The 23,281-nt window shown below is 67.8% G+C and carries 23 protein-coding genes; 13 read left to right on the top strand and 10 right to left on the bottom strand.

All coding sequences use genetic code 11. The annotated features are described in order from the left end of the window. Nucleotides 1-18 precede the first annotated feature (18 nt). On the top strand, nucleotides 19-690 hold the full coding sequence (locus AT700_RS19270; protein ID WP_003086605.1) for a DNA-3-methyladenine glycosylase I: 672 nt from the start codon (nucleotides 19-21) through the stop codon (nucleotides 688-690). A gap of 1 nt (nucleotide 691) precedes the next feature. Here AT700_RS19270 and AT700_RS19265 read toward each other — a convergent pair whose 3' ends face one another. Continuing rightward, nucleotides 692-2,110 (bottom strand): basic amino acid/polyamine antiporter, encoded by a 1,419-nt coding sequence (locus AT700_RS19265; protein WP_003082465.1) that lies wholly within the window; start codon nucleotides 2,108-2,110, stop codon nucleotides 692-694. Between the two features lie 104 nt (nucleotides 2,111-2,214). Further along, nucleotides 2,215-2,979, bottom strand: a complete 765-nt coding sequence (gene ddaH, locus AT700_RS19260; protein ID WP_003086612.1) for a dimethylargininase — start codon at nucleotides 2,977-2,979, stop codon at nucleotides 2,215-2,217. A 210-nt stretch (nucleotides 2,980-3,189) separates the two neighbouring features. Between ddaH and ddaR the strand changes: the two genes are divergently transcribed. The 5 genes from ddaR to AT700_RS19235 all read left to right on the top strand — a co-directional run bounded on the left by ddaR (nucleotide 3,190) and on the right by AT700_RS19235 (nucleotide 7,354). Then, a complete protein-coding gene (gene ddaR / locus AT700_RS19255; protein ID WP_003112458.1) occupies nucleotides 3,190-4,590 on the top strand; it encodes a transcriptional regulator DdaR in 1,401 nt (466 codons plus the stop codon). Between the two features lie 12 nt (nucleotides 4,591-4,602). Continuing rightward, nucleotides 4,603-5,373 carry an NAD-dependent deacylase gene (locus tag AT700_RS19250; protein ID WP_003112457.1) on the top strand — a complete coding sequence of 257 codons (771 nt, stop codon included), beginning with the start codon at nucleotides 4,603-4,605 and terminating at the stop codon, nucleotides 5,371-5,373. A 65-nt stretch (nucleotides 5,374-5,438) separates the two neighbouring features. Continuing rightward, a complete protein-coding gene (locus AT700_RS19245; RefSeq protein WP_003082470.1) occupies nucleotides 5,439-6,056 on the top strand; it encodes a C40 family peptidase in 618 nt (205 codons plus the stop codon). A gap of 82 nt (nucleotides 6,057-6,138) precedes the next feature. Next, nucleotides 6,139-6,672 (top strand): C40 family peptidase, encoded by a 534-nt coding sequence (locus AT700_RS19240; protein ID WP_003082473.1) that lies wholly within the window; start codon nucleotides 6,139-6,141, stop codon nucleotides 6,670-6,672. A gap of 19 nt (nucleotides 6,673-6,691) precedes the next feature. Continuing rightward, complete coding sequence (locus AT700_RS19235; protein ID WP_003086626.1) at nucleotides 6,692-7,354, top strand: O-methyltransferase; 663 nt, start codon at nucleotides 6,692-6,694, stop codon at nucleotides 7,352-7,354. A gap of 7 nt (nucleotides 7,355-7,361) precedes the next feature. On the opposite strand, the gene AT700_RS19230 is transcribed toward AT700_RS19235, so the two are convergent. Beyond that, nucleotides 7,362-8,276 carry a LysR family transcriptional regulator gene (locus AT700_RS19230; protein WP_003082475.1) on the bottom strand — a complete coding sequence of 305 codons (915 nt, stop codon included), beginning with the start codon at nucleotides 8,274-8,276 and terminating at the stop codon, nucleotides 7,362-7,364. 300 nt (nucleotides 8,277-8,576) lie between these two features. Here AT700_RS19230 and ycaC point away from each other — a divergent pair, with 300 nt between their 5' ends. The 7 genes from ycaC (at nucleotide 8,577) to AT700_RS19195 (ending at nucleotide 15,445) form a co-directional block, all read left to right on the top strand. Beyond that, nucleotides 8,577-9,194 (top strand): isochorismate family cysteine hydrolase YcaC, encoded by a 618-nt coding sequence (gene ycaC / locus AT700_RS19225; RefSeq protein WP_003082476.1) that lies wholly within the window; start codon nucleotides 8,577-8,579, stop codon nucleotides 9,192-9,194. Between the two features lie 141 nt (nucleotides 9,195-9,335). Continuing rightward, on the top strand, nucleotides 9,336-9,743 hold the full coding sequence (locus AT700_RS19220) for an OsmC family protein (RefSeq protein ID WP_003112456.1): 408 nt from the start codon (nucleotides 9,336-9,338) through the stop codon (nucleotides 9,741-9,743). Nucleotides 9,744-9,770: 27 nt separating this feature from the next. After that, nucleotides 9,771-10,328, top strand: coding sequence for an NAD(P)H-dependent FMN reductase (locus tag AT700_RS19215; protein WP_003082483.1), 558 nt, complete (start codon nucleotides 9,771-9,773; stop codon nucleotides 10,326-10,328). Nucleotides 10,329-10,354: 26 nt separating this feature from the next. Further along, a complete protein-coding gene (locus AT700_RS19210; protein WP_003145400.1) occupies nucleotides 10,355-11,302 on the top strand; it encodes a pirin family protein in 948 nt (315 codons plus the stop codon). 159 nt (nucleotides 11,303-11,461) lie between these two features. Further along, a complete protein-coding gene (locus tag AT700_RS19205; protein WP_003082488.1) occupies nucleotides 11,462-11,935 on the top strand; it encodes an SRPBCC family protein in 474 nt (157 codons plus the stop codon). Between the two features lie 2 nt (nucleotides 11,936-11,937). Further along, nucleotides 11,938-13,779 (top strand): glutathione-regulated potassium-efflux system protein KefB, encoded by a 1,842-nt coding sequence (kefB, locus tag AT700_RS19200; RefSeq protein ID WP_003086638.1) that lies wholly within the window; start codon nucleotides 11,938-11,940, stop codon nucleotides 13,777-13,779. Nucleotides 13,780-13,945: 166 nt separating this feature from the next. Next, complete coding sequence (locus AT700_RS19195) at nucleotides 13,946-15,445, top strand: flavin-containing monooxygenase (protein ID WP_048521234.1); 1,500 nt, start codon at nucleotides 13,946-13,948, stop codon at nucleotides 15,443-15,445. 16 nt (nucleotides 15,446-15,461) lie between these two features. On the opposite strand, the gene AT700_RS19190 is transcribed toward AT700_RS19195, so the two are convergent. The 7 genes from AT700_RS19190 to AT700_RS19160 all read right to left on the bottom strand — a co-directional run bounded on the left by AT700_RS19190 (nucleotide 15,462) and on the right by AT700_RS19160 (nucleotide 23,274). Then, nucleotides 15,462-16,397 carry a DedA family protein/thiosulfate sulfurtransferase GlpE gene (locus tag AT700_RS19190; protein ID WP_003112452.1) on the bottom strand — a complete coding sequence of 312 codons (936 nt, stop codon included), beginning with the start codon at nucleotides 16,395-16,397 and terminating at the stop codon, nucleotides 15,462-15,464. A 169-nt stretch (nucleotides 16,398-16,566) separates the two neighbouring features. Next, the gene (locus AT700_RS19185) at nucleotides 16,567-17,265 is read right to left on the bottom strand and encodes a pirin family protein (RefSeq protein ID WP_003086661.1); all 699 of its coding nucleotides are present in this window, start codon (nucleotides 17,263-17,265) and stop codon (nucleotides 16,567-16,569) included. Between the two features lie 118 nt (nucleotides 17,266-17,383). After that, nucleotides 17,384-18,019, bottom strand: coding sequence for an alpha/beta fold hydrolase (locus AT700_RS19180; protein WP_003082501.1), 636 nt, complete (start codon nucleotides 18,017-18,019; stop codon nucleotides 17,384-17,386). Beyond that, nucleotides 18,016-19,245 carry an MDR family MFS transporter gene (locus tag AT700_RS19175; protein WP_003082502.1) on the bottom strand — a complete coding sequence of 410 codons (1,230 nt, stop codon included), beginning with the start codon at nucleotides 19,243-19,245 and terminating at the stop codon, nucleotides 18,016-18,018. The genes AT700_RS19180 and AT700_RS19175 overlap by 4 nt, the downstream gene beginning before the upstream one ends. Further along, nucleotides 19,242-20,201, bottom strand: a complete 960-nt coding sequence (locus AT700_RS19170) for a clavaminate synthase family protein (protein WP_003082503.1) — start codon at nucleotides 20,199-20,201, stop codon at nucleotides 19,242-19,244. Before AT700_RS19170 ends, AT700_RS19175 begins: the two co-directional genes overlap by 4 nt. After that, nucleotides 20,198-21,796 carry an asparagine synthetase B family protein gene (locus AT700_RS19165; RefSeq protein WP_003123124.1) on the bottom strand — a complete coding sequence of 533 codons (1,599 nt, stop codon included), beginning with the start codon at nucleotides 21,794-21,796 and terminating at the stop codon, nucleotides 20,198-20,200. Before AT700_RS19165 ends, AT700_RS19170 begins: the two co-directional genes overlap by 4 nt. Beyond that, complete coding sequence (locus AT700_RS19160; protein WP_023112842.1) at nucleotides 21,796-23,274, bottom strand: ANL family adenylate-forming protein; 1,479 nt, start codon at nucleotides 23,272-23,274, stop codon at nucleotides 21,796-21,798. Before AT700_RS19160 ends, AT700_RS19165 begins: the two co-directional genes overlap by 1 nt. Between the last annotated feature and the right edge of the window lie 7 nt (nucleotides 23,275-23,281).

Below are 23,281 nucleotides of genomic sequence, written 5' to 3'. Positions count from 1 at the left end.
GGTCTGCAAGGATTCCCGATGCGCGACTACGCCTGGATGTACGAATACTGCCTGAACCGCTTCGGCTCCAGGGAGGCGCTGGAAGCGCGCCTGCCGCAGCCGAAGAGCGCCGCCGAGCTGCGCGCGGTGGGTGACGACCGCTACCTGTCGCTGATCAGCCTGCGGATCTTCCGCGCCGGCCTCAAGCACAGCCTGGTGGACGCCAAGTGGCCGGCCTTCGAGGAAGTGTTCTTCGGCTTCGATCCGCAGAAGGTCGTGCTCATGAGCGCCGAGCATCTCGAGCGGCTGATGCAGGACGCCCGCCTGATCCGCCACCTGGGCAAGCTCAAGAGCGTGCCGCGCAATGCGCAGATGGTGCTCGACCTGGCCCGCGAGCATGGCAGCTTCGGCAACTTCCTCGCGGATTGGCCGGAAACCGACATCGTCGGCCTGTGGAAGCTGCTGTCCAAGCGCGGCAACCAGCTCGGCGGCTTGTCGGCGCCGCGTTTCCTGCGGATGGCCGGCAAGGATACCTTCATTCCCAGCGACGACATGGTCGCCGCGCTGAAGGCCCAGGAGATCATCGACAAACCGCCCACCAGCCTCAAGGACCTGGCGGCCGTCCAGGGAGCCTTCAACCAGTGGCGCGAGGAGAGCGGTCGGCCGCTGTGCCAGCTGTCGGTGATGCTGGCGCATACGGTCAATCATTGAGCTAGAGGCTCAGCCGACCGCTGCCGATCATCCATAGCGCCGCCAGCGCGAGGACCAGCACCAGCGCCGCGACGCTGCCTTCGGCGCGATTGCCGAACGCCGGCAGGCCGCGCTGGCGACGGGCATGCAGGAAGAAGCCGAGGCCCGGCGCGTAGAGGATCATCGACAGCAGCAGGTATTTCAGCCCGGCGGCGTAGATCAGCCAGACCCCGTAGAGCGTCCCCAACAGCGCCAGCGCCAGCATCGCGCCCGAGTGCGGGCGGCGCGCCACCAGCTTCAGGCAGAAGCCGGCGCAGAGCAGGTAGGGGATCAGCGCCATCGAGGTGGCCAACTGGATCAGCGCGTTGTAGCCCGAGGCGTTGAGGAAGGCCACCAGCAGCAGCGCAGAGATCAGCGTGCTGGTCAGCCACAGTGCCGGCGCCGGGGTTTCCACCGCATTGGTGCGGCCGAACAGTGCCGGCGCGGTGTGCGTTGGGCCACGGCTGGCCAGGTAGAGCATTTCCACCGCGAGCATGGTCCAGGCCAGCAGCGCGCCGCCGACCGAGACGATCAGCCCGACGTTGATCAGCGTGGCGCCCCAGGGGCCCACCGCCGCGGCCATCACCTGGGCCATCGAGGGGTTCTTCATCTGCGCCAGTTCGTGCTGCGGCACCACGCCCAGCGACAGCACCGAGACGCAGACCAGCAACAGCAGGGTGACCACGAAGCCGAGCAGGGTTGCGCGGCTGACATCGGCCGCGTGCCGCGCGTGGCTGGCATAGACCGTGGCGCTCTCGATGCCGAGGAATACCCAGACGGTGTAGAGCATGGTGGTTTCCACCTGGCGGGTGACGCTGCCCAGGGCCGGGCTGCCCCAGAAGTCCAGGTGAAAGGTCTCGATGCGGAAGGCCAGGGCTACGCAGAGGATGAACAGGGCGATCGGCACCACCTTGGCGAGGGTCACGATGGCGTTGGTGATCGCCGCGTTGTGCACGCCGTGGAGGACGAAGGCATGCATCAGCCAGAGCACCGTCAATTCGCCGAGCAGCGCCGGCCAGGTGGTTCCGTCGCCGAAGAAGGCCAGCGCGCCGAACGAGCCGAGGGCGCTGAACAGCACCACCAGGTAGCCGGCGTTGCCGACCCAGGCGGAAATCCAGTAGCCCCAGGCGGCATTGAACCCCAGGTATTCGCCGAAGCCTTCGCGGGCGTAGCCGTAGACGCCGTCGTCCAGTTCGGGGCGGGTGGTCGACAGCCACTGGAATATCCGCGTCAGGGTCAGCATGCCGACGAAGGTGATCGCCCAGGCGATCAGGATCGCGCCGGCGCCTGCGCCTTCGGCCATGTTCTGCGGCAGGCTGAAGATGCCGCTGCCGATGATGCCGCCCACCACCAGCGCGGTCAGCGCCGGCAGCCCCAGTTTTCCCTTGTCCGAATCGGCCATGTGGCACCTCCGAAACTGCATCCGGTATGTCGCGCCAGGCGCAGGCGGAGCCTGCGCCGGGGTGCGACGGCGGGAGGCGGCGGGTCGGTCCGCCGCGGCATGGTTCAGAAGCGCAGCGACATGCAACTGACGCCGCCGTCGATCTTGCGATATTCGGAGGTGTCCACCTCGATCACCCGGTAGCCGAGGCGGGCGATCTTCTCGCGGGTCCGGGGATAGCCGGCGGGCATGATCACCCTTTCGTTGACCCAGATGCAGTTGGCTGCGTAGGACTCCTCTTCGGGGATCTCGATGATGTTGAAGTCCTGGAACTCCGGCTTGCTGACGAACTCGCCGGCGGCCAGCAGGTTGTTGTGTTCCAGGTAGGCGAGCCCGGTCTTCAGGTGCAGGACCTTTTCCAGGCGCACCACCGAGCCGCTGAGGCCATGTTTCTCCAGGATCGCGATCATCTGCCGGGCGCCCTCGGCGTTGGTGCGGGCCGATTCGCCGATGTAGAAGTGGTCGCCGACCATCATGATGTCGCCGGCTTCCACCGTGCCGGGTGCCTCGATGCGCTCGACCTTGCCCGGATAGAAGCGCTGCACGGTTTCCTCGATGATCTCGGTCTCGCCGCGCCGCGATTCGGCGCCGGGGCGGGTGATGATGGCGCAGCGCGAGGTGCAGAGCACCGGGTCCTCGACGAACACCGAGTCGGGGAAGCGTTCGTCCGGCGGCAGCAGGGTGATGTCCACGTCGCAGGTCTGCAAGGCGCGGATGTAGGCGTTGTGCTGCTCCAGGGCCTTGGCGTAGTCCGGCTTGCCGAGGTGGCTGGAGGTCAGGCCGTCGACCAGGCTGCGGGCGGGCGTGCGAGCGATGATGTGCTTGAACATGACGATTTTCCTCGTGTGGGGACGACGAGGTCGTTGCAAGCCACGCGCCAGCCAACGCCCGGGAATTGCCTTGGAAATCCTTGATAAATCGGAGGATTTTCCTGGTTTTCCGAGGGCTTGGTTGATCCACGCCAAGGATGCTCGGTCGCGCTGCGTCGAAGATGGGACAACTGACGAGATTTCGACATCCGGGAAACCGAGGGGGAGAGCATGGCGCTTGTCGAGGAGCCGACGATTTCCACGCGAAGCGGTGAACTGGCCTGGTTGGTGGACTGCCTGGCGCCGATTTTCGACGGCCTGCGGCAACCGGTCACGGTGGTCGACCCCTCCGGTCGCTTCGTCTACTACAACCGTGCCAGCGGCCTGCTCGATGGTCTCGACCCGCAGCGGGCGCTGGGCATGCACCTGTTGCAGAGCGCTCCCTGGCTGGCGGCCGAGCAAAGCACTCTGTTGCGTTGCCTGGCCGAAGGGCGGCCGTCGATCGATACGCTGCAGGCCTACGTGGGGGCCGGCGGCGAGCTGTTGCAGTATCGCCACCGAGCGATCCCGCTGCGCGGGCGCGACGGTTGCCTGCTCGGCGCGATGGAACTCGGCGAAGTCGTCGCCGAGACCGAAGAGGCCGCAGGCCTGGCGGATTGCCCGAACATCCTGAGCGTGGCGCCGAGCCTGCTGCGGCAGTTGCAGCGCCTGGACGTTTTCGCCGCCACCGACCTGCCGCTGCTGATCCATGGCGAGACCGGCACCGGCAAGGAACTGTTCGCCCGTCGCGCCCATGCCCTGAGCCCGCGACGCAGCGGTCCGATGATCAGCCTGAACTGCGCAGCGATTCCCGAGACGCTGCTGGAAAGTACCCTGTTCGGCACCACCCGCGGCGCTTTCACCGGCGCCGAGAACCGCAAGGGCATGTTCGCCCTGGCGCAGGGCGGCAGCTTGTTCCTCGACGAGATCAATTCCATGCCGATGGCCATGCAGAGCAAGCTGCTGCGGGTCCTGCAGGACGGCAGCTACCTGCCTCTGGGCAGCCTGAGCCCGCAGCGGGCCGACGTACGCCTGATCGCGGCGAGCAACCAGCCGCCGCGCCAGGCGATCGCCGAGGGACGCCTGCGCGAGGACCTGTACTACCGCCTGGACGTGGGCAGCCTGTGCATCCCGCCGCTGCGCGAGCGCCCCGGCGATGTGGAACTGCTGGCACGGGCGTTCGTCCGTCGCGATGCGCGCAGCCTCAACCCACGTGTCACCGCCCTTGGCGAACGGGCGCTGGCGCAGTTGCTGGCCTGCGACTGGCCGGGCAACGTCCGGCAACTGGAAAACGTGATCCGACGCAGCCTGTTGCTGCACGGGGAGGGCGGCGCACTGCTGGATGAGGTGGCGTTCGCCGACGATGGCGCCGAGGCCGTGGGCGGCGAGGCCGCGCTCTCGATGAACAGCGCGGCGGTCGGAGGCCTGCGCGAGGCGCTGGCGCAACAGGAGCGCAACCTGATAGAAGACGCCTTGCGCCAGGCGCGCGGCAATCTCTCCCGGGCCGCCGCCCGGTTGCGGATTCCGCGCACGACCCTGCTCGGGCGCATGCGCCGGCTCGGCTTGCCGGCTTCCCTCGATCCGCCAGCCTGACAGGAGCCAACCATGGACAGCCACAGCCCGATCGCCACCGTCGCCCAGGCCCTGCGGCGCGCCGAACGCATCCTGGTCATCACTGGCGCCGGCCTCTCCGCGGATTCCGGTATGCCCACCTATCGCGGCCTCGGCGGTCTCTACAACGGTCGCACGGAAGAGGGCCTGCCGATCGAGGCGGCACTTTCCGGACCGATGCTGCGGCGCGATCCGGCGCTGTGCTGGAAGTACCTCGCGGAACTCGGCAAGGCTTGCCTGGCGGCCCGACCCAACGCCGGCCACGAAGCCATCGCCGAGTTGCAGAAGCACAAGCCGGAATGCTGGGTGCTGACCCAGAACATCGACGGCTTCCATCGCCAGGCCGGCTCGCCGGCCGAGCGGCTGATCGAGATCCATGGCGAACTGGCGCCGCTCTACTGCCAGTCCTGCGGTGCCGAGAGCGGCGGCCTGGAGGAGCATCTGCACGGCCAGTTGCCGCCGCGCTGCGCCGCTTGCGGTGGGGTGCTGCGGCCGCCGGTGGTGCTGTTCGAGGAAATGTTGCCGGAAGAGGCGATCGATACCCTGTACCGCGAATTGCGCAAAGGCTTCGATGCGGTGCTGGTGGTGGGAACCACCGCGAGCTTCCCCTATATCGTCGAACCGGTGCTGCGCACGCGGCAGGCGGGAGGCTTCACCGCGGAGGTGAATCCTGGCGTGACCGACCTCAGCGAGCGGGTCGATGTGAAAATGACAGGACGAGCCTTAGACATCATGCCGCAGGTGGTAAGTCACATTTATCGATAAAAAACTTGCATAGGATTGATCGAGAAGGCAAATTAGCCCGCTAGTAAAACTAATGAGACACGGTCGTGCCCATGCTTAAACGCTTAGCACCCCTCGTGCCCATGAGTTTCGTTCTGCTGCTGGCCGCTTGCGCCAGCCATTCGCCGGAGCCGCAGGTCGCCAAAGAGCCGACCGCAGCCAAGAGCAGCATCGACGTCGAACGCGACGCGATCGCTTGGCAGGATGTTGAGGACGAAGGGGCGGACAATTCATCGGCTGGTACGCCTGCGCTGGCGTCCAGCATCCTCGAGCGCGCTTTCGAACTGATCGGTACGCCGTACCGTTTCGGCGGTACGACGGCGAAAGGCTTCGATTGCAGCGGCTTCGTCGGCTACCTGTTCCGCGAGGAGGCCGGCATCAAGCTGCCGCGCTCCACCCGCGAACTCATCGATATGGACGTACCGCTGGTCTCCAAGGACGAGCTGCAGCCCGGCGACCTGCTGTTCTTCAACAACCGTGGCCGTGGCCGCGTCAGCCACGCCGGCATCTACATCGGCGATGGCCAGTTCATCCATTCCGCCAGCCGTCGCGGCGGCGGGGTGCGGGTGGACAGCCTGGACTCCAGCTACTGGAGCCTGAGCTACATGGAAGCCAAGCGGGTGCTCGAACCCGGCTACAAGGATGCCCTGACGAGCAAGCGCTAAACTTAAAGTTTTACTTTAAGTATTGCGTTTAACTCCTTGTCGTAGCAAAGTGGAAGCATTCCTCACCAGGAAGGCTTCCACTATGCATGCACTGGCCCGATTCTCGATCCTCGCCTTTGCTGCGCTGCTTACCGCCTGCGCCAGCAAAGCGCCGCCCCCCGCGCCCGCCAAACAGGTCGTATTCCGTCCGGCGACGAATTTCTCGCCCGCCGCCGACGATGTGCTGTTCCGTGCCCTCGGCCTGGTCGGCACGCCCTACCGCTGGGGCGGCAACACGCCCGATTCGGGCTTCGATTGCAGCGGCCTGATCAACTTCGTCTACCGCGACATGACCGGCATCAAGCTGCCGCGCTCGACCCGCGAGATGATTTCCATGCGCGCGCCCAGCGTGCCGGTGCAGGCCCTGCAGACCGGCGACCTGGTGTTCTTCGCCACCTCCGGTGGTCGCACCGTGAGCCATGCCGGCATCTACGTCGGCGAGGGTCGCTTCGTGCATGCGCCGCGCACCGGCGGCACGGTGCGCCTGGACAGCCTGCAGAACAGCTACTGGCAACGCGCGTACCTGGACGCCAAGCGCGTGCTGGTCGCGCCGTCGCCGTTGGCGCGGGTGCCCTGAGGCGGGGAGGTCCGGGCCGATGACCACCCGCACCCTCAACCTCGACGACAACCTCTACCGCTACCTGCTGGACGTTTCGCTGCGGGAAACCCCGCTGATGACCCGCCTGCGCGAGGAAACCGCGAAGCTGCCCAACGCACGCTGGCAGATCGCCCCCGAGCAGGGCCAGTTCATCGCCTTGCTGCTGACCCTGATCGGCGCGCGGCGGGCGCTGGAGGTCGGCACCTTCACCGGCTACAGCGCCCTGTGCATGGCTACCGCCCTTGGCGAGCAGGGGCGTCTTACCTGTTGCGACCTGCCCGGCGACTACCACCTGACTGCGCGCCGCTACTGGCGCGAAGCCGCTGTCGAGGAGCGCATCGAGCTACGCCTCGGGCCCGCCCTGGAAACCCTGCGTGCGTTGCTCGACGAAGGCCTGGCCGGGCAGTTCGACCTGGCCTTCATCGACGCCGACAAGGCCAACTACCCCGAATACCTGGAGGCCGCGCTGGCGCTGGTGCGCCAGGGTGGGCTGGTGCTTTTCGACAACGTGCTGTGGAGCGGCCGGGTGCTCGAAGCGCAGCCGAAGAGTGCGGATACCCGCGGCATCCAGCAGCTCAACCTGGCGCTGAAGAACGACGCGCGGGTGGACTACTCGCTGCTGCCGATCGGCGACGGGCTGAGCGTCTGTCGCAAGCGCTGAGCGAGGCTCAGCGCACGCCCCACGGCGGGCTGCCCAGGGCCTGCTGGAGAAACTGGACGAACAGCTTCACCTTCGGCGAGAGGGTTGCCGCTCGCGAATACATGGCGTAGATCAGGTCGTCCAGCGGCCGCTCCTGCGGCAGGGCCTCGACCAGCCGGCCGGCGGCCAGGTCCTCGGCGGCGATGAACAGCGGCAGCATCGCCAGGCCCAGGCCACGCACCGCGGCGTCGCGCATGGTCTGGCCGTTGTTGGTGTTGAAGCGTCCGCGCGGGGTGATCATCCGCGCCGGCTCGCCGGCCACCCGCGGCTCGAAGCTCCATAGCTGCGACGGGGTGTTGTGGCTGTAGCCGATGCAGGGATGGCAGAGGATGTCTTCGATGCGTTGCAGCGGGCCGTGCCGTTCCAGGTATTCCGGGCTGCAACACACTACCCGGCGGCTGGTGCCCAGTTGGCGGGCGATCAGCGAGCTGTCCTGCAGGCGGGTGATGCGGATCGCCAGGTCGTAGCCTTCCTTCTCGAAGTCGACGATCCGGTCGTCCAGTTGCAGGACCACTTCCAGGCGCGGGTTGCGCGCCATGAATTCCATCACCAGCGGCCCCAGCCAGAGCGTGCCGAAGCTCATCGGCGCCATCACCCGCAATTCCCCGCACAGGTCGTTCTCGCGCAGGGCCACGCTTTCCGCGGCGTTGTTCAGGTCCTGCAGCGAGGCCTTGGCCGACTTGTAGAAGAAGCCGCCGGCCTCGGTCGGCTCGACGTTGCGCGTCGAGCGGTAGAGCAGGCGCACGCCGAGGTGGCGCTCCAGGTCGCTGACGCGTTTGCTGATCACGGACTTGGACAGGCTCATGCGTTCGGCGGCGGCGCTGATGCTGCCCAGCTCGACCACGTTGAGGAAGGCCTGTATGTCTTCAAGGCGCAGGCTCATGGCGAATCTCGAAACAATCGGGAGGCAGACTGTCGCATGCGGGAGAACTCCTGGTAAGGGGATGCGCGCGTCGAACGTGCGGGAAAGACAATGGCAGGGCAAGCGTAGCGCGCCCGGGGAATGGCATTGTTCTCGTATCGAGAACACCGTTTTCGCATTTTACCGGGCGGTAAATCGCTGTCGCTGTCACTACTCTTGATGGGCGGCGTGCGCTCCCGAGACCGCCCATGCTTGCCTCCCAGGAGGCGCTTCGTTTCACACCGCGCGGCGACGGACGCCGCCCGAGACCGGAGAAACACCATGTCCTTCACCTACAAGCGACTCGACAAGAACGATGCGGCGGTGCTGTTCGTCGACCACCAGGCAGGCCTGCTCTCCCTGGTCCGCGATTTCAGCCCGGACGAGTTCAAGAACAACGTCCTGGCATTGGCCGACATCGCCAGGTTCTTCAACCTGCCGACCATCCTCACCACCAGCTTCGAGGATGGCCCCAACGGCCCGCTGGTGCCGGAACTCAAGGAAATGTTTCCGCAGGCCCCGTACATCGCCCGCCCCGGCAACATCAACGCCTGGGACAACGAGGACTTCGTCAAGGCAGTCAAGGCCACCGGCAAGAAGCAACTGATCATCGCCGGCGTGGTGACCGATGTCTGCGTAGCCTTCCCGACCCTCTCGGCACTGGAGGAGGGGTTTGACGTATTCGTCGTCACCGACGCCTCCGGCACCTTCAACCCGGTGGTGCGCGACGCCGCCTGGGCGCGCATGACCGCCGCCGGCGCGCAACTGATGAACTGGTTCAGCGTCGGCTGCGAACTGCACCGCGACTGGCGCAACGACATCGAAGGCTTCGGTGCCATCCTCGGCGGCCACCTGCCGGCGTACGCCAACCTGATCCAGAGCTTCGGCACGAAGAAGTAAGCCGGCTTCGCCGCTGTCCCGGACACAAGGCACTCCGACCATCGGGTGCCTTGTGTCGTTTTCCGTCCAGGTGTTTTCATCGGAACGCCGCTTCGCCGGAACCCGAGGTTCCGGCACGCCCCCATGCACAGGAGAAACCCCATGGCTACCCAGGTCGTCAACGCTTCCCTCGGCACCACCCCTTATCGCGTGACCCTCGGCGACGACAGCCACCAGTGGCTGAGCGACGTGCCGGCCGCCCTCGGTGGCGGCGACAGTGGTCCCTCGCCGCACGAGATCCTGCTCTCGGCGCTGGGCGCCTGCACGGCGATCACTGTGGCGATGTACGCGCAGCGCAAGGAGTGGCCGCTGGAGGGTATCGACGTGCAACTGAACATCGTCGAGGAACGCACCAAGCCGGAGCCCTTCACCCATATCCGCCGCGACATCCGCCTGGCCGGCGATCTCGACGCCGAGCAGCGCCAGCGTCTGCTGGAGATCGCCAATGCCTGCCCGATCCATCGTGTACTCTCCGGAGAGGTCAGCGTCAGCAGCCAGCTACGCGACTGAACCCGCACGCACAACGAGGAGCACGGCATGAGCGACGACATCAAGGTATTGGGCATTTCCGGCAGCCTGCGCAGCGGCTCCTACAACAGCGCGGCGCTGCAGGAGGCGATTGGCCTGGTCCCGCCGGGCATGAGCATCGAGCTGGCGGACATCTCCGGCATCCCGCTGTACAACGAGGACGTCTACGCCCTCGGCTTCCCGCCCGCGGTGGAACGCTTCCGCGAGCAGATCCGCGCGGCGGACGCGCTGCTGTTCGCCACCCCGGAATACAACTATTCGATGGCCGGGGTGCTGAAGAATGCCATCGACTGGGCCTCGCGGCCGCCGGAGCAGCCGTTCTCCGGCAAGCCGGCGGCGATCCTCGGTGCCAGTGCCGGGCGTTTCGGCACCGCGCGGGCGCAGTATCACTTGCGCCAGACGCTGGTGTTCCTCGACGTTCATCCGCTGAACAAGCCGGAAGTGATGATCTCCAGCGCGCAGAACGCCTTCGACGCCCAGGGCCGGCTGCTCGACGACAAGGCGCGCGAGCTGATCCAGCAGCAGTTGCAGGCCCTGCAGCTATGGGTGCGCCGCCTGCGCGGTTGAATGCCTCGTCACCGGAGAGCCTGAACATGAGCAATACCGAAGAGCGTTGCGACCTGTCCTCCTCGCGGGACTGTCCGGAGCGCCGCGAACACCTGCTGCAACGGGTCACCGCGCGTGCCGCGGAAATCGGCGGCGGGATCACCGTCAGTCGGCTGATGCCGTCGCGCCAGCGGCGGATGATCGGTGCCTGGTGCTTCCTCGACCATGCCGGTCCCGCCGAATTCGAACCTGGCGGCGGACTGGCCGTGGGCCCGCACCCGCACATCGGCCTGCAGACCTTTACCTGGATGATCCAGGGCGAGGCGTTGCACCGCGACAGCCTGGGCAACGTCCAGGTGATCCGCCCCGGCCAGGTCAACCTGATGACCGCCGGTCATGGCATCGCCCACACCGAGGAGTCGCTGCCCGACGAGCGCCACGCCCACGCCGCGCAGTTGTGGATCGCGCTGCCCTACGAGCAGCGCGACATCGCCCCGGCCTTCGACCATCATCCCGACCTGCCGCGCTGGCAGGAGCAGGGGGTCACCTTCACCCTGCTGGCCGGTGCGCTGGCCGGGCGACAGGCGCCGTGCCGGCTCTACTCGCCGCTGCTCGGTGCCGACCTGGCCTGCCACGACGCCTCGACCCTGCAACTGACGCTCGACCCGCACTTCGAGTACGGCCTGCTGCCGCTGGAAGGCGGGTTGGAAGTGGGCGGCGAGCATTTCGCGGTGAACGAACTGGCCTACCTGGGCGACGGCCGCGACGGCCTGCAACTGCAACTCGACCCTGGCGCGCGGGTGCTATTGCTGGGTGGCGCACCGTTCGGCGCGGAGATCTTCATGTGGTGGAACTTCGTCGGCCACAGCAAGGGTGAGATCGCCCGGGCGCAGAAGGCCTGGGAGGAGGGGGATGCTCGCTTCGGCCGGCTCGACGCCCTGGAAGGGCCGCGCTTGAGCGCTCCGCCGATTCCCTGGAAGATCGACGCCGAGTGAGGTCGATGTGCCGCCGGGTGCCCCGGCGGCGTCCTCGAATGCCTGTCGGCGATCGTTGCGGACCTGCGGTCTGGCGATTCGCCGGCAGCGGGAAAACTTTCTGCACCCATCGCCGGTCAGAACTCGCCTATCGCATGCACCGAACAGGAAGTGAGCCACATGCAATTCGAACACCTGGTCCAGGTCAACGACCGGACGCTTGTCGACCTGCCGGTCCTCGACCGGCTGCAACTCTGGGAAGGCCTGGTCTGCCGTGCGCGCGAGCCACAGTATTTCGTCGTCGGCCTGGAGCGTTTCGAGATCCTCGTCGATGACGGCGACCGCCTGCACCGGCGCCTGTACCTGCCGGGTCTGGTGGTCGAGGACGAAGTCGTGCTGAAGGCGCCGGACAGTGCCCACTACAGCATCAAGCCGAGCGCCGAGGTGGCCGGCGGCAGCCTCGACATGACCATCGAGGAGCCGGAGCCCGGCTCGCTGTTCGTGCGTTTCGCCTACTGCACCCGCTACCTGCAGCCGCTGGGCGACGAACTGCCCTACGACGCCTTCGTCAAGCAGGCCTATATCGCCATGGATGTGGAGACCATCGCCACCATCCGCGACCGGTTCGGCGCCAGCGCCGCCAGCGGGAGTTGAGCGTGGAACACGGAAGCAGTTTTCTCCAGTCCGGCGTGGTCTTCCTGATCGCGGCGGTGTTCATGGTGCCGCTGGCCAAGCGCCTGCAACTGGGCGCGGTGCTCGGCTACCTGCTGGCCGGCGTGCTGATCGGTCCCAGCGTGCTGGGCCTGGTGGACAACCCGGAAAGCGTCGCGCAGATCTCCGAGATGGGCGTGGTATTGCTGCTGTTCATCATCGGCCTGGAGCTGTCGCCGCGGCGCCTGTGGGTGATGCGCAAGTCGGTGTTCGGCGTCGGCCTGCTGCAGGTGCTGCTGACCGGCGTGGTGATCGGCACCGTGGCCCTGGTCGGCTTCGACCAACCGGTGAACAGCGCGGTGGTGCTCGGCCTGGGCCTGGCGCTGTCGTCCACCGCCTTCGGCCTGCAGATCCTCGCCGAGCGCAAGGAACTGACCCAGCCCCATGGCCGCCTGGCCTTCGCCATCCTGCTGTTCCAGGATATCGCGGCGATCCCGCTGATCGCCATGATCCCGCTGCTCAGCGGTGCGCACAGCGACGCCGGCGGCAGCGAACTGACCCAGACCCTCAAGGTAGTCGGCAGCATCGCCGCGGTGGTGGTCGGTGGCCGCTACCTGCTGCGCCCGGTGTTCCGCATCGTCGCCCAGACCAAGCTGCAGGACATGTCCACCGCCACCGCGCTGCTGGTGGTGATGGGCACCGCGCTGCTGATGGAGCTGGCCGGCGTGTCCATGGCCCTCGGTGCCTTCCTCGCCGGCCTGCTGCTGGCCGACTCGGAGTACCGCCACGAACTGGAGGCGCAGATCGAGCCGTTCAAGGGCCTGTTGCTCGGCCTGTTCTTCATCAGCGTGGGGATGAGCGCGGACATCAGCCTGCTGCTCAAGTCGCCGTGGATGGTGCTCGGCCTGACCGTGCTGCTGATCGCCCTGAAGGCGCCGGTGCTGTACTTCGTCGGACGCATTTCCGGCGGCCTCGACAAGGCCTCGGCGCTGCGCCTGGGCGTGGTCCTGGCGGCCGGCGGCGAGTTCGCCTTCGTCGTGTTCAAGATGGCCCGCGACCAGGGCCTGTTCCAGAACGACCTGCACAACCTGCTGGTGCTTTCCATCACCCTGTCGATGGCCCTGACCCCGTTGCTGGTACTCGGCCTCGCGCGCCTGCTGGCGAAGGAGCCGGAGGCGACGAAGCCGCCGCCGGAAATGGAACGCATCGACAACGACGACACCCCGCGCGTGGTGATCGCCGGGGTCGGCCGCATGGGCCAGATCGTCGCTCGCGTGCTGCGCGCCCAGCGCGTGCCGTTCATCGCCCTGGACACCTCGGTGGAGACCATCGAGCTGACCCGTACCCTCGGCGCGATCCCGATCTTCTACGGCGACCCGATGCGCCCGGAGATCCTTCGCGCGGCCCAGGTAGAGAAGGCCGAGTTCTTCGTCATCGCCACCGATGACCCGGAGACCAACATCGAGACGGCCAAGCGCGTGCGCAAGCTGTATCCGCACCTGAAGATCATCGCCCGCGCGCGTAACCGCCAGCACGTCCACCTGCTGCTCGACGCCGGGGTCGAGCCGGTGCGCGAGACCTTCTTCTCCAGCCTGGAGATGAGCCGCATGGTGCTCTGCGGCCTGGGTCTGAGCGAGGAACAGGCGGACGCGCGGATCCGTCGTTTCCGTCGGCACGACGAAGAGGTCCTGGCCTCCCAGCACCTGTTCTACAACGACCGCGACGCGCTGATCAAAAGCGCTCGCGAGGCGCGGGTCGAGCTGGAGACGCTGTTCCAGACCGACCAGCTGGAAGACCGTGGCGCGGTAGCGGCGGAGACCCCGGAGAAACCTTCCCGCGCCTCCTAGCGCCCGACCCATGCCGGTACGCCGGCATGGGTGATTCCCACGCCTGGGTCCATACTTTGCGGATATCGCAGTACGAAGGTTGGGATACCCGCGCGGCATCCCCTCTGTAGGGTGGAGGGCATCAGCCCAGCAGACGGCTGGACGCTTCCGCCGATCGAGGAACCTTATGCCTGTCGAACACCTGGACGTACTCATCGTCGGCGCCGGATTGTCCGGCGTCGGCGCCGCCTACCACCTGATGAAGCATTGCCCCGGCAAGAGCTTCGCCCTGCTCGAAGGGCGCGCGGCGATGGGCGGTACCTGGGACCTGTTCCGCTACCCCGGCATCCGTTCCGACTCGGACATGTTCACCCTCGGCTACAACTTCAAGCCATGGAGCGATCCCAAGGCCATCGCCGACGGTCCCTCGATCCGCCGCTACATCGAGGAGACCGCGCGGGAGAACGGCATCGACCGGAAGATCCGCTACCGCCACCGGGTGCTCAGGGCCGACTGGGATTCCGCCAATGCGCGCTGGGACCTCGACGTGCAGCGCGGTGACGAGCCCGAGCCGCTGCGCATGACCGCGCAGTTCCTGCTGATGTGCACCGGCTACTACCGCTACGAGGCCGGCTATACCCCGGAATTCGTCGGCCGCGAGGACTTCGCCGGGCAGGTCGTCCATCCGCAGCTGTGGCCCGAGGACCTCGACTACAGCGGCAAGAAGGTGGTGGTGATCGGTAGCGGCGCGACAGCCGTGACCCTGGTGCCGTCGCTGACCGACAAGGCCGCCCACGTCACCATGTTGCAGCGCTCGCCGTCCTACGTGATCACCCTGCCGCAGAAGGACGCGATCTCCAATTTCCTTCGCCGCTTCCTTCCGGAAACCTGGGTCTACCGCCAGGCGCGGGCGCGCAACGTGGCCATGCAGGTGGTCTTCTTCATGCTCGCCAGGACCTTCCCCGGCCTGGTCCGCAAGGTCCTGCTCAAGCTGGCCAGCCTGCAACTGGGCAAGCGCTTCGACATGCGTCACTTCAGCCCGCGCTACAAGCCGTGGGACGAGCGGGTCTGCGCGGTGCCGGACGGCGACCTGTTCAAGGTGCTGCGCAAGGGCAAGGCGTCGGTGGTCACCGAGCACATCGACCGCTTCGTCGAGCGGGGCATTCGCCTGAAGACCGGCGAGGTGCTGGAGGCGGACATCATCGTCACCGCCACCGGCCTCGACCTGGTGATGTTCGGCGGCGCCGAGCTGGCGGTCGACGGCAAGCCGTTCCAGGTCAACCAGAGCATGGGCTATCGCGGCATCATGTTGCGCGACCTGCCAAACCTGGCGGCGGTGGTCGGCTATACCAACGCCAGCTGGACGCTCAAGGCGGACCTCTCCAGCGAATACTTCTGCCGCCTGATCAATCACATGGACGCCACCGGCATGCGCCAGGTGACCGCCCGCGACAGCACCGGCGACGTGCGCGAGGAGCCCTTCCTCAACCTCGACTCCGGCTACATCCAGCGCGCCGCCGAGCGCATGCCCAAGCAGGGCGACCGGATGCCCTGGAAGCTTTACCAGAACTACGTCCTCGACCTGGCGCTGCTGCGCTACGGCAAGGTCGAGGACGGCTACCTGGTGTTCTCCTCGCCGGCGCCGCAGCGGCAAGCCGGCGGCGCGGCGGTGCAGGCCCTGGGCTGAACCCGGTGGGCGTCGCTCAGGCGTTCGCCACGACCTGCCCGTAGGCCTTGCGCCAGGCGTCCAGGCCGCCGGCCAGCGCCCAGGTGCGGGTGAAGCCGGAGGCGTTGAGGCGCTGGGCGAGCATCGCGGCGGAAAGTTCGTGGGGACAGGCGCAATAGATGACGATGCTGGCGTCCCTGAGGTCGCCGGGGAGGTCCTTCAGCGACACGTTCAGCTCCACCGGGATGGCTCCCGGAATGCCGCTCGGCTCGTCTTCGTGATGGGCGCGGACATCGAGGATCACCGGCAATTGCCCCTGTTCGCGAAGGTTTTCCAGTTCCTCCACGCTGATTCGCGGAATCCGCCGGCTGCGCGACAGCAGGCGCTGGCGCTGCCAGAGCTTCCAGGCGATGAAGGCGGCGAAGGCGCCGGCGATCAGCAGCGCGCCGATGGCCGCGTAGTCGCTGAGCAGGGCCAGCAGGTGGTCTACCGCATCGCTGAAGATCACCCCCAGCAGCAGCGCGGAACCGGCCCAGAGTGCCGAGCCGGCGGCGTCGTAGGCGAGGAAGCGGCGCAGGTGGGTGCGGGTCATGCCGGCCAGGGTGGTGGACAACGCACTGGCGCCGGGCAGGAACTTCGACATCAGCAGCGCCCTCGGACCGACCCGCAGGTACATGTTCTGGCTCTGGCGGATGCAACTGTCCTGGGACAGCGAGACCTTGCAGATGCTGCGCAGGAGGAAGCCGCCGTAGCGGCGTCCGGCCAGGTACCAGGCGACGTCCGCCAGCAGGCAGGCGAGCACCACCACCAGCAGGACCACGCCCAGCGGCGCGCCGACGCCCTGCATGGCCAGCGCGCCGGCGACGATCAGCGCCGGGTAGGCGGGGATCGGCAGCCCGGCCTGCTCGCAGAGCACGTTGAGGAACAGCAGGAGCAGCCCGTGGTTCTCCAGCAGGGGTTGCAGTTCACGCATGGCGGAGCCTCTCGAATTCTTCTGCGGGTAGTGTGAGCGCGAAGCGTGAAGCTGGGAAGAACCCAGTCGGCAGGGCCGGAGGCGTTGCGGCGGATAACGCCGCTGCGTCGAGAGAGGCTGGGGCGCAACGAAAGCAGCCCCTCGCCCGTGGGGGCGAGGGGCTGTCGGGTCAGGCCACTTCCACCAGCAGCACTTCGCTGTCTTCCAGGGCGGTGACCTTCAGGGTCGGTTCGTCGCGTACCGCCAGGCCATCGCGGGCCTCGGCGCGCACGCCGTTGACCTCGATGCTGCCGGTGGCCGGCACCAGGTAGGCGCGGCGACCGTTTTCCAGGGCGTACTCGGCGCTCTGGCCGGCCTTCAGGGTCACCGCGGCGACCTCGGCGTCGGCGCGGATGTGCAGCGCTTCGCTGTCCTGCTCGTCGCCGCTGGCGAGAGTGACGAAACGACCGTCGCGCTCGGCCTTCGGGAACGGTTTGGAGCCCCAGCGCGGTTGGTCGCCGCGGCGGTCCGGGATGATCCAGATCTGGAAGATCCGGGTGGTCTCGGCTTCCAGGTTGTACTCCGAATGGACGATGCCGGTACCGGCGCTCATCACCTGCACGTCACCGGCCTCGGTGCGGCCCTTGTTGCCCAGGCTGTCCTGGTGGGTGATCGCGCCTTCGCGGACATAGGTAATGATCTCCATGTCGCGGTGCGGGTGCGGCGGGAAGCCGCTGCCGGCGGCGATCTCGTCATCGTTCCAGACCCGCAGGCGGCCCCAGTCCTCGCGCTCCGGATCATAGTAGTCGGCGAAGGAAAAATGATGACGCGCGTTCAGCCAGCCGTGGTTGGCATGGCCCAGACGGTCGAAGGGACGACGTTCGATCATGATCGGATCTCCATTGGGCCCGTCGCCGCTCGTTTGCGCGAGGGGGGCGGGCGGTTGATGGGGTCATCATCCGTCAGATCATTGCGATAAAAAAGCGCGTATTTTTGGCTTTATCTATCTAATTATTAGATTCGATAAGGGCGCGAAGGAAGCGCGGGTCCGCCAGTGCGGCGAGGTGCCCGCCCGGGTATTCCCGCACTCGCGCGTCCAGGCGGTGGGCGAAGGTACGTTGCAGCGGCGGCGGGCTGAGCCGGTCGGCGGCCGCCACAACGTAGGTGACCGGGCAGGCTGGACGAACCTGCCGCGGCGAGTCGATCAGCAATTGCGCGGGTTCGCTGGCGCTGGTCGGCACCTCGGCGCCGAGCAGTTCGAGGAAGCCGGCGCGGTCTTCCAGGCGGACCCGCCCTCCGAGCGGGTCGAGGCGGCATAGCCCGAGGAGATTGTCCTGGCCGCTGTCCTGGTAGCTTTCCAGCGCGCCGCCGCCCTCGCTGACCAGCGCGCTGAACAGGTACAGGTGCGCGGCGCGCTCGCCCAGGCGGGCCGCCAGGCATTGCGCCAGGTAGCCGCCGAAGCTGTGGCCGCAGAGTATCACCCGCTCCTCGCCGGCCAGCGTGGCGGCGGCCTGGTCCAGCCAATGCGCCAGGTCGCATCCGGGCGCGTCGCGCAGATGGTCGCAGCTTCGCCAGCCGGCGCCTTCCACGGACCAGGCGGAGCGGCGCAGGAAAAATCCCGAGACCAGCAGCGCGCCGCTCATCCGCCGGCCCGCTCGGCCTGGCGCAGGCCGACCGCGCCGACCTGCAGCAGCATGATCACCCCGCACAGCGCGGCCAGGCCGAGGTACAGCGCCTGGCTGCCGGCATGGTCGAGCATGATCCCGCCGTACAGCGGTGCCAGCGCGGTGCCGAGGCTGTAGAGATTGGCCGCGCCGAAATAGCTGCCGCGCAAGTCGTCGGGGGTCAGTTGGTCGACCTCCACGCTGAAGGTCGGGAACACGATCAGTTCGCCGAGGCTGAGCACCACCGTGGCCAGCGCCAGGCCGGCGAACAGGGTCACCGGGGTCCAGGCGAAGCCTAGCTGGGCCAGGAGCATGAGCAGCATGCCGAGCATCAGGCGGCCGCCGGTGCCGGTGTTTTCCAGCAGGCGGAGGAGGGGAAACTGGGCGACCACTATGGTCAGCGCGTTGATGGTCACCAGCAGGGCGATGCTGTTGACCACGTCGGGCAGACCGCTGCGGGTGAGGTACTGCACGAGGGTCGAATCGAAGGTGGCGTAGATCAGCGCGGCCAGCATGTTGCACAGCAACAGCAGGGTGAAGGCGCGATGCCGGGCCATGCTCAGGCAGGCTTCGAGGAACCCCGTCGAGGATCGCGGGGCAAGGCTGCGCCGCTTAAGTTCGAGGTGGTGCAGCAGGCGCCAGAGCAGCAGGCCGTAGCAGAAGTAGACCAGCGCGGTGACCAGGAAGGTGCCGGCCTGGGCGGCGACGCCGAGAGTCAGGCCGATCAGCGGGCCGAGGGCGGCGCCGAGGTTGATCAGGAAGTACCGGCAGTAGAGCGCCAGTTCCCGCGAGCGGCGATCCTCGACGCGGTCGCCGATCAGCGCCTTGCAACTGGATTCGAGCAGGGCGCAGCCGATGCTCACCCCGGAGATCGCCAGTCCGTAGGACAGCGGCTGGCCGCTGAAGCCCAGCAACACGAAGGAAAGCCCGCTGAGGCTGGTGCCGAAGAAGATCAGGCGCTTGCGCCCGAAACGGTCCGACAGCCAGCCGGTGTAGATGCCGCTGAGCGCGCCGCAGACGGTCGCCAGCGCCAGCAGCAGGCCGATGGCGCTGGCGGACAGCCGGAACTCGCGCCACAGCAGCAATGCCAGGAACGGCCAGACCATGAAGTAGGCGCCGCGGGTCAGCAGCGTACCGACGAGCATCACGTGGATTTCCGTCGGCAGGGCGCGGAAGCGTTGCACGCTGAAGGTGTTGTCGCTCACGGGCGGGGCTCCTGGGCGAGGGGACGGATGCCGCCGCGCAGGCTGCCGGCGGCTACCTGGTGGAACAGCGGCAGGAAGCTTTCCGGCAGTTCGCGGGTGAACTCGCTGCTCAGCCAGCAGCGCAGCAGGCAGCGGCGCTGCCGCTCGTCGTCGCTGAACTCGGTGCGCGCGTGCAGGGTGGTGTGGTTGTTCACCAGCACCAGCATGCCCTTGCTGAAGTCCAGTTCGGCATAGCCGTCGGCGCGTTCGATCGCCTCGTCCAGGCCGTCGAGCATGCTTCGCACCTGCGGGGCGAGGCTTAGCCCGTGGCGCGTCACCGATTCGTTGAACTTGCGGATATAGCGCAAGACGAAGGTCCGCGGGGTTTCCGTGAGCAGCGGCACCAGCGCGTAGTCGGCGTCGCCTTCGTCGCGCAGGTCGTGGGGGATCGGCTGGCCGAGCAGGGGCAGCCAGGCCGGATTGGCGGCTTCCAGGGTGGCGAGGACGTCGGCCGAGGAACGGATGCGGAAGGCGCCGCCCCGGCGTGCCGGCGACCAGCAGGCGAGCACCGTGAGGTCGGCGCGATCGGAGTGGAAGGCCAGTTCCTGGCTGGTCAGGTGGCCGCGCTGCGGCGCGTCGCGGGCGTCGCGCAGGCCGAGGTCGCGCACTTCCTTGAGGTACTCGCCGTTGCGGTTGATCGCCACGGTGCGTCCCAGCCATTGGCAGAATGCGCGGAACACCCGCTGGAATTCGTCCTCGGCGAGTCCGCGCAGCAGCGCGGAATCGTGCAGCAGCACGCCGCTTCCATGCTCCAGTTCGTGATGCAGGCGCTGGCGCAGGAGAGCCTCCGCGCTATCCGCGGGACGCCGCTCCAGCAGGCGCGCGAACAGCGTTTCCAGGCCGGCGGCGAAAGCGGCCGAAGCGCAGAACACCGCGTTGCCCCGCCAGGGCGCGGGGCGACGATGGATGGTTGTCATAGCGAGGCTCCGTATTCCTGCTGCCAGAGCGACAGGGTGGTGAGGGTGAACAACTGGTCGCCGGGCAGCGCCGCGACGCTCGGTGCATCCAGGCCTTCCAGGCCGAGGTCGTGGAGCGCCGGCAGGCGTTCGGCGAGGTGCCGGCGCATTTCCCCGAGGGCCTGCGGCCAACGTTCGAACGGCAGGCGGAAATGCCGTTTCGGCTGCGCCTGCCAGCGTTTCTCGCGCTGCTCCAGGAGCGCCACCAGCGGTGCCTTGGCGGTGTCGCCGACGATCCGCTGGAGGCGCCCGGCGCGCTGCGCCAGGGCGCCATGCAGGTAGGGGGTGCGCGCTTCGATGGTGCGCGACATCAGCAGATGGTCGGCGCGGCGCAGCAGCGGCTCCAGCGAGTAGTGCAGGTCGAACTGGCCGATCGCCGCCTCGAGGCCCTGGCCGAGGGCCTCGTGGGCGAGTTCCTCGATCCGCTCGGCGACCCGTCGGCCCGCCGGTTCCGCCAGCAGCGCGGCCTTGCGCCGGTACTCGCCGAACCAGGCGGCGGCGAAGCGCCGCGGTTCCGGTGCGTCGCGCCGGCGCCAGAGTTCGAGATGGCGCGGGTAGCCCCAGAACAGTTCGTCGGCGCCTTCGCCGAGAAGCACGCAGTGATAGCCCTGCTCGCCGATACCGTCGGCCAGGCGCTGGTACATCAGCAGGCTGGACATCCGTGTCGCCCCGCCGAAGTTGCCGACCGCGCGACGCAGCAGCGGCATGAAGGCTTCCTGGCGCAGCTCGAAGCGTTGCAGCCGAGGGTGTGGCAGCAGGCTTTCCTCGTCGCCTTCCAGGCACAGGTGAAAGCGTTGCAACTGCGGGTCCAGGTAGCTGCCGAGCAGGTTGGAATCGACCCCGCCGCTGACCAGCAGGGCGCAGGGGCGGAAGGTCTGGCGGCAGCGTTCGAGGGTTTCGCCGAGCTGCTCGTCGAGGCTGTCCACCTCGCTGGCCGGGGCGGTGGCCAGCCGCTGGCGCTGGCAGAGGCGCGGACGCTCCTGGGAGAGATCGAAGCGCAACACCTCGCCGGGCAGCAGCAGACGGACCTGCTGGAACAGGGTCTGGCCTTCCAGCGGCACGCCGGCGGCGACCACCTGGGCGATCGCCTCGGCGTCGGCGCGGGCGCCGCCGAGCAGGTGCAGCAGCGCCCGCGGCTCGGAGGCGAAGGCCAGCAGGCCGCGCTCGGGCTGGTAGCTGTAGTACAGCGGCTTGATGCCGAACTCGTCGCGCAGCAGGGTCAATTGCCGGGTCTGCGGGTCCCAGCTGGCGAGGGCGTACATGCCGTCCGGCAGTACCCCGCGCTGCAAGCCGTCGAGCAGCAGGCGGATCTCGCCATGGATTTCGCAGCCGGCCTGGTAGACCTCGCCGTTGTAGGCGACCCGCCGCTGGCCCTCCTGCGGCGGCAGCGGTACCGCCGCGGCGCCGGACATCGGCAGGCGGGTCATGCCGATGGCGCCGTTCGGCAGGGCCGCGATGCCCTCGCCGAACGGGCCGCGATGGGCCAGCAGGCGTAGCGCTCCGGCGAAGCGCGAGACACTGAAACCGGTGCCGACGTAACCGAGGATGCCGCACATCACGAGGCTTCCCGTTGCAGCAGGGCGGCGAGCGCACGGCGGTCGTGCTTGCCGGCGCCGTTCAGCGGCAGGGCCTGGTGCGACAGCACCACGCGCTGTGGCGCGCGGAGGGTGCCGAGCTGCTGCTGGAGCCAGGGCAGGAAGGCGAACTCGACCTGCGGCGCGGTGTGGATCACGGCGACATAGTCTTCGCCATAGAGCGGGCAGTCGACCTTCAGGCAGCAGACGTCGATCACCTCGTCCAGGCCGTTGAGCGCCCTTTCGCATTCATTCAGGTGGAACAGGTTGCCGCCCTTGTTGATGGTGCCGTCGCAACGGCCGAGGACGTGCACGCAGCGGTCCTCGTCGAAGTAGGCGAGGTCCTGGGTGTTCAGCCAGCCGTCCTCGAGCACCTGGGCGGTCAGGTCGGGGCGGTTGACGTAGCCGGAGAACAGGCTCGGCGTGCGCACCCACAGGCGCCCGCGTTCGCCGCTGCCCTCCAGCGGGCGGCCGTCGGGGTCGGTCAGCTTGAGTTCCAGGCCGATGGCAGGTCCCACCGAGTTGTCGAACGCATCGCCGCGACGCTTGCCGAAGAGGAAGGCGAAGCCGCACTCGCTGAGGCCGTAGATGTTCGCCAGCGCCGCGTAGTCGCGCTGGAAGGCCGCCTGCAGGTCGGCGTCCAGGCGCGCCGAGCCGGCGACGCAGAGCAGGCGCTGCAACGGCAAGCGGCGCGGCGGCGGGGAGCCTTCCTTGACCATGTGGTTGACCACCGGCGGCACCAGGTAGAGGAAACTGATGCCGAAGCGTTCCACGCATTCCCAGAAGCCTTCGCTGTCGGCCCAGCAGTGCAGCGGCAGGAGCACCGCGCTGCCGCCGTACAGCAGCGGGAAGAGGAAATTGATGCCGAGGATGCCCAGGCCGCTGATCCGGTAGAAGCAACCGGAGCGCGTGTGCTCGCCGATGCCCAGGCAGTCGCGGCCGATGCGGTAGGCATGGAGCATGGCCTGCTGGCTGAGTTCGATGCCTTTCGGCTGGCCGGTGGTGCCCGAGGTGAACAGGATCATGTGGCTGTGCGCGGCGCGGTCGAGCCGGCGCGTCGCGCTGCGCTCGAAGTCCAGCGCCAGGCGCAGCCCGGCCAGCGCGCCCTTGAGCGGATGTTCGCTGGCCAGCGCGTCCAGGCGCATCTCGTCGACGATGGCCTGCTTCGCGGCCTCCCCCCACTCGGGATCGATCAGCACCAGATGCTTGCCCGCGCGCATGACCGCATAGATCAGGCAGAGGTTGCGGTAGCTGTTGTCGAGCAGCACGCCGACACTGCGGCAGGCATGCGCGGCGATCTGCTCGGCGAGGGCATCGACCTGGCGGTCGGCGTCGCCCCAGGTGTATTCCAGCGGTCGCTCCGGCTCGCGGGCGTCGATCAGGAACGGCCGCCGCGGGTCGGCGCTGCCGAGATGGCGGAGGGTGCTGTCGAGCGATACGGGTACGGGGAGGCTGCTCATGCCGGCT

The sequence above is a fragment of the Pseudomonas aeruginosa genome (assembly GCF_001457615.1).
GTDB lineage: Bacteria > Pseudomonadota > Gammaproteobacteria > Pseudomonadales > Pseudomonadaceae > Pseudomonas > Pseudomonas aeruginosa.
The sequence above is the reverse complement of the archived record's forward strand: the minus strand, read 5'-3'. Positions and strand labels throughout refer to the sequence as shown.

Excerpts from the sequence above, each read along its gene's own strand:
- AT700_RS19270 (WP_003086605.1), top strand. The coding sequence starts at position 19 with ATGCGCGACTACGCCTGGATGTACGAATACTGCCTGAACCGCTTCGGC.
- AT700_RS19265 (WP_003082465.1), bottom strand. The coding sequence starts at position 2,110 with ATGGCCGATTCGGACAAGGGAAAACTGGGGCTGCCGGCGCTGACCGCG.
- ddaH (WP_003086612.1), bottom strand. The coding sequence starts at position 2,979 with ATGTTCAAGCACATCATCGCTCGCACGCCCGCCCGCAGCCTGGTCGAC.
- ddaR (WP_003112458.1), top strand. The coding sequence starts at position 3,190 with ATGGCGCTTGTCGAGGAGCCGACGATTTCCACGCGAAGCGGTGAACTG.
- AT700_RS19250 (WP_003112457.1), top strand. The coding sequence starts at position 4,603 with ATGGACAGCCACAGCCCGATCGCCACCGTCGCCCAGGCCCTGCGGCGC.
- AT700_RS19240 (WP_003082473.1), top strand. The coding sequence starts at position 6,139 with ATGCATGCACTGGCCCGATTCTCGATCCTCGCCTTTGCTGCGCTGCTT.
- AT700_RS19235 (WP_003086626.1), top strand. The coding sequence starts at position 6,692 with ATGACCACCCGCACCCTCAACCTCGACGACAACCTCTACCGCTACCTG.
- AT700_RS19230 (WP_003082475.1), bottom strand. The coding sequence starts at position 8,276 with ATGAGCCTGCGCCTTGAAGACATACAGGCCTTCCTCAACGTGGTCGAG.
- ycaC (WP_003082476.1), top strand. The coding sequence starts at position 8,577 with ATGTCCTTCACCTACAAGCGACTCGACAAGAACGATGCGGCGGTGCTG.
- AT700_RS19220 (WP_003112456.1), top strand. The coding sequence starts at position 9,336 with ATGGCTACCCAGGTCGTCAACGCTTCCCTCGGCACCACCCCTTATCGC.
- AT700_RS19215 (WP_003082483.1), top strand. The coding sequence starts at position 9,771 with ATGAGCGACGACATCAAGGTATTGGGCATTTCCGGCAGCCTGCGCAGC.
- AT700_RS19210 (WP_003145400.1), top strand. The coding sequence starts at position 10,355 with ATGAGCAATACCGAAGAGCGTTGCGACCTGTCCTCCTCGCGGGACTGT.
- AT700_RS19205 (WP_003082488.1), top strand. The coding sequence starts at position 11,462 with ATGCAATTCGAACACCTGGTCCAGGTCAACGACCGGACGCTTGTCGAC.
- AT700_RS19195 (WP_048521234.1), top strand. The coding sequence starts at position 13,946 with ATGCCTGTCGAACACCTGGACGTACTCATCGTCGGCGCCGGATTGTCC.
- AT700_RS19190 (WP_003112452.1), bottom strand. The coding sequence starts at position 16,397 with ATGCGTGAACTGCAACCCCTGCTGGAGAACCACGGGCTGCTCCTGCTG.
- AT700_RS19185 (WP_003086661.1), bottom strand. The coding sequence starts at position 17,265 with ATGATCGAACGTCGTCCCTTCGACCGTCTGGGCCATGCCAACCACGGC.
- AT700_RS19180 (WP_003082501.1), bottom strand. The coding sequence starts at position 18,019 with ATGAGCGGCGCGCTGCTGGTCTCGGGATTTTTCCTGCGCCGCTCCGCC.
- AT700_RS19170 (WP_003082503.1), bottom strand. The coding sequence starts at position 20,201 with ATGACAACCATCCATCGTCGCCCCGCGCCCTGGCGGGGCAACGCGGTG.
- AT700_RS19165 (WP_003123124.1), bottom strand. The coding sequence starts at position 21,796 with ATGTGCGGCATCCTCGGTTACGTCGGCACCGGTTTCAGTGTCTCGCGC.
- AT700_RS19160 (WP_023112842.1), bottom strand. The coding sequence starts at position 23,274 with ATGAGCAGCCTCCCCGTACCCGTATCGCTCGACAGCACCCTCCGCCAT.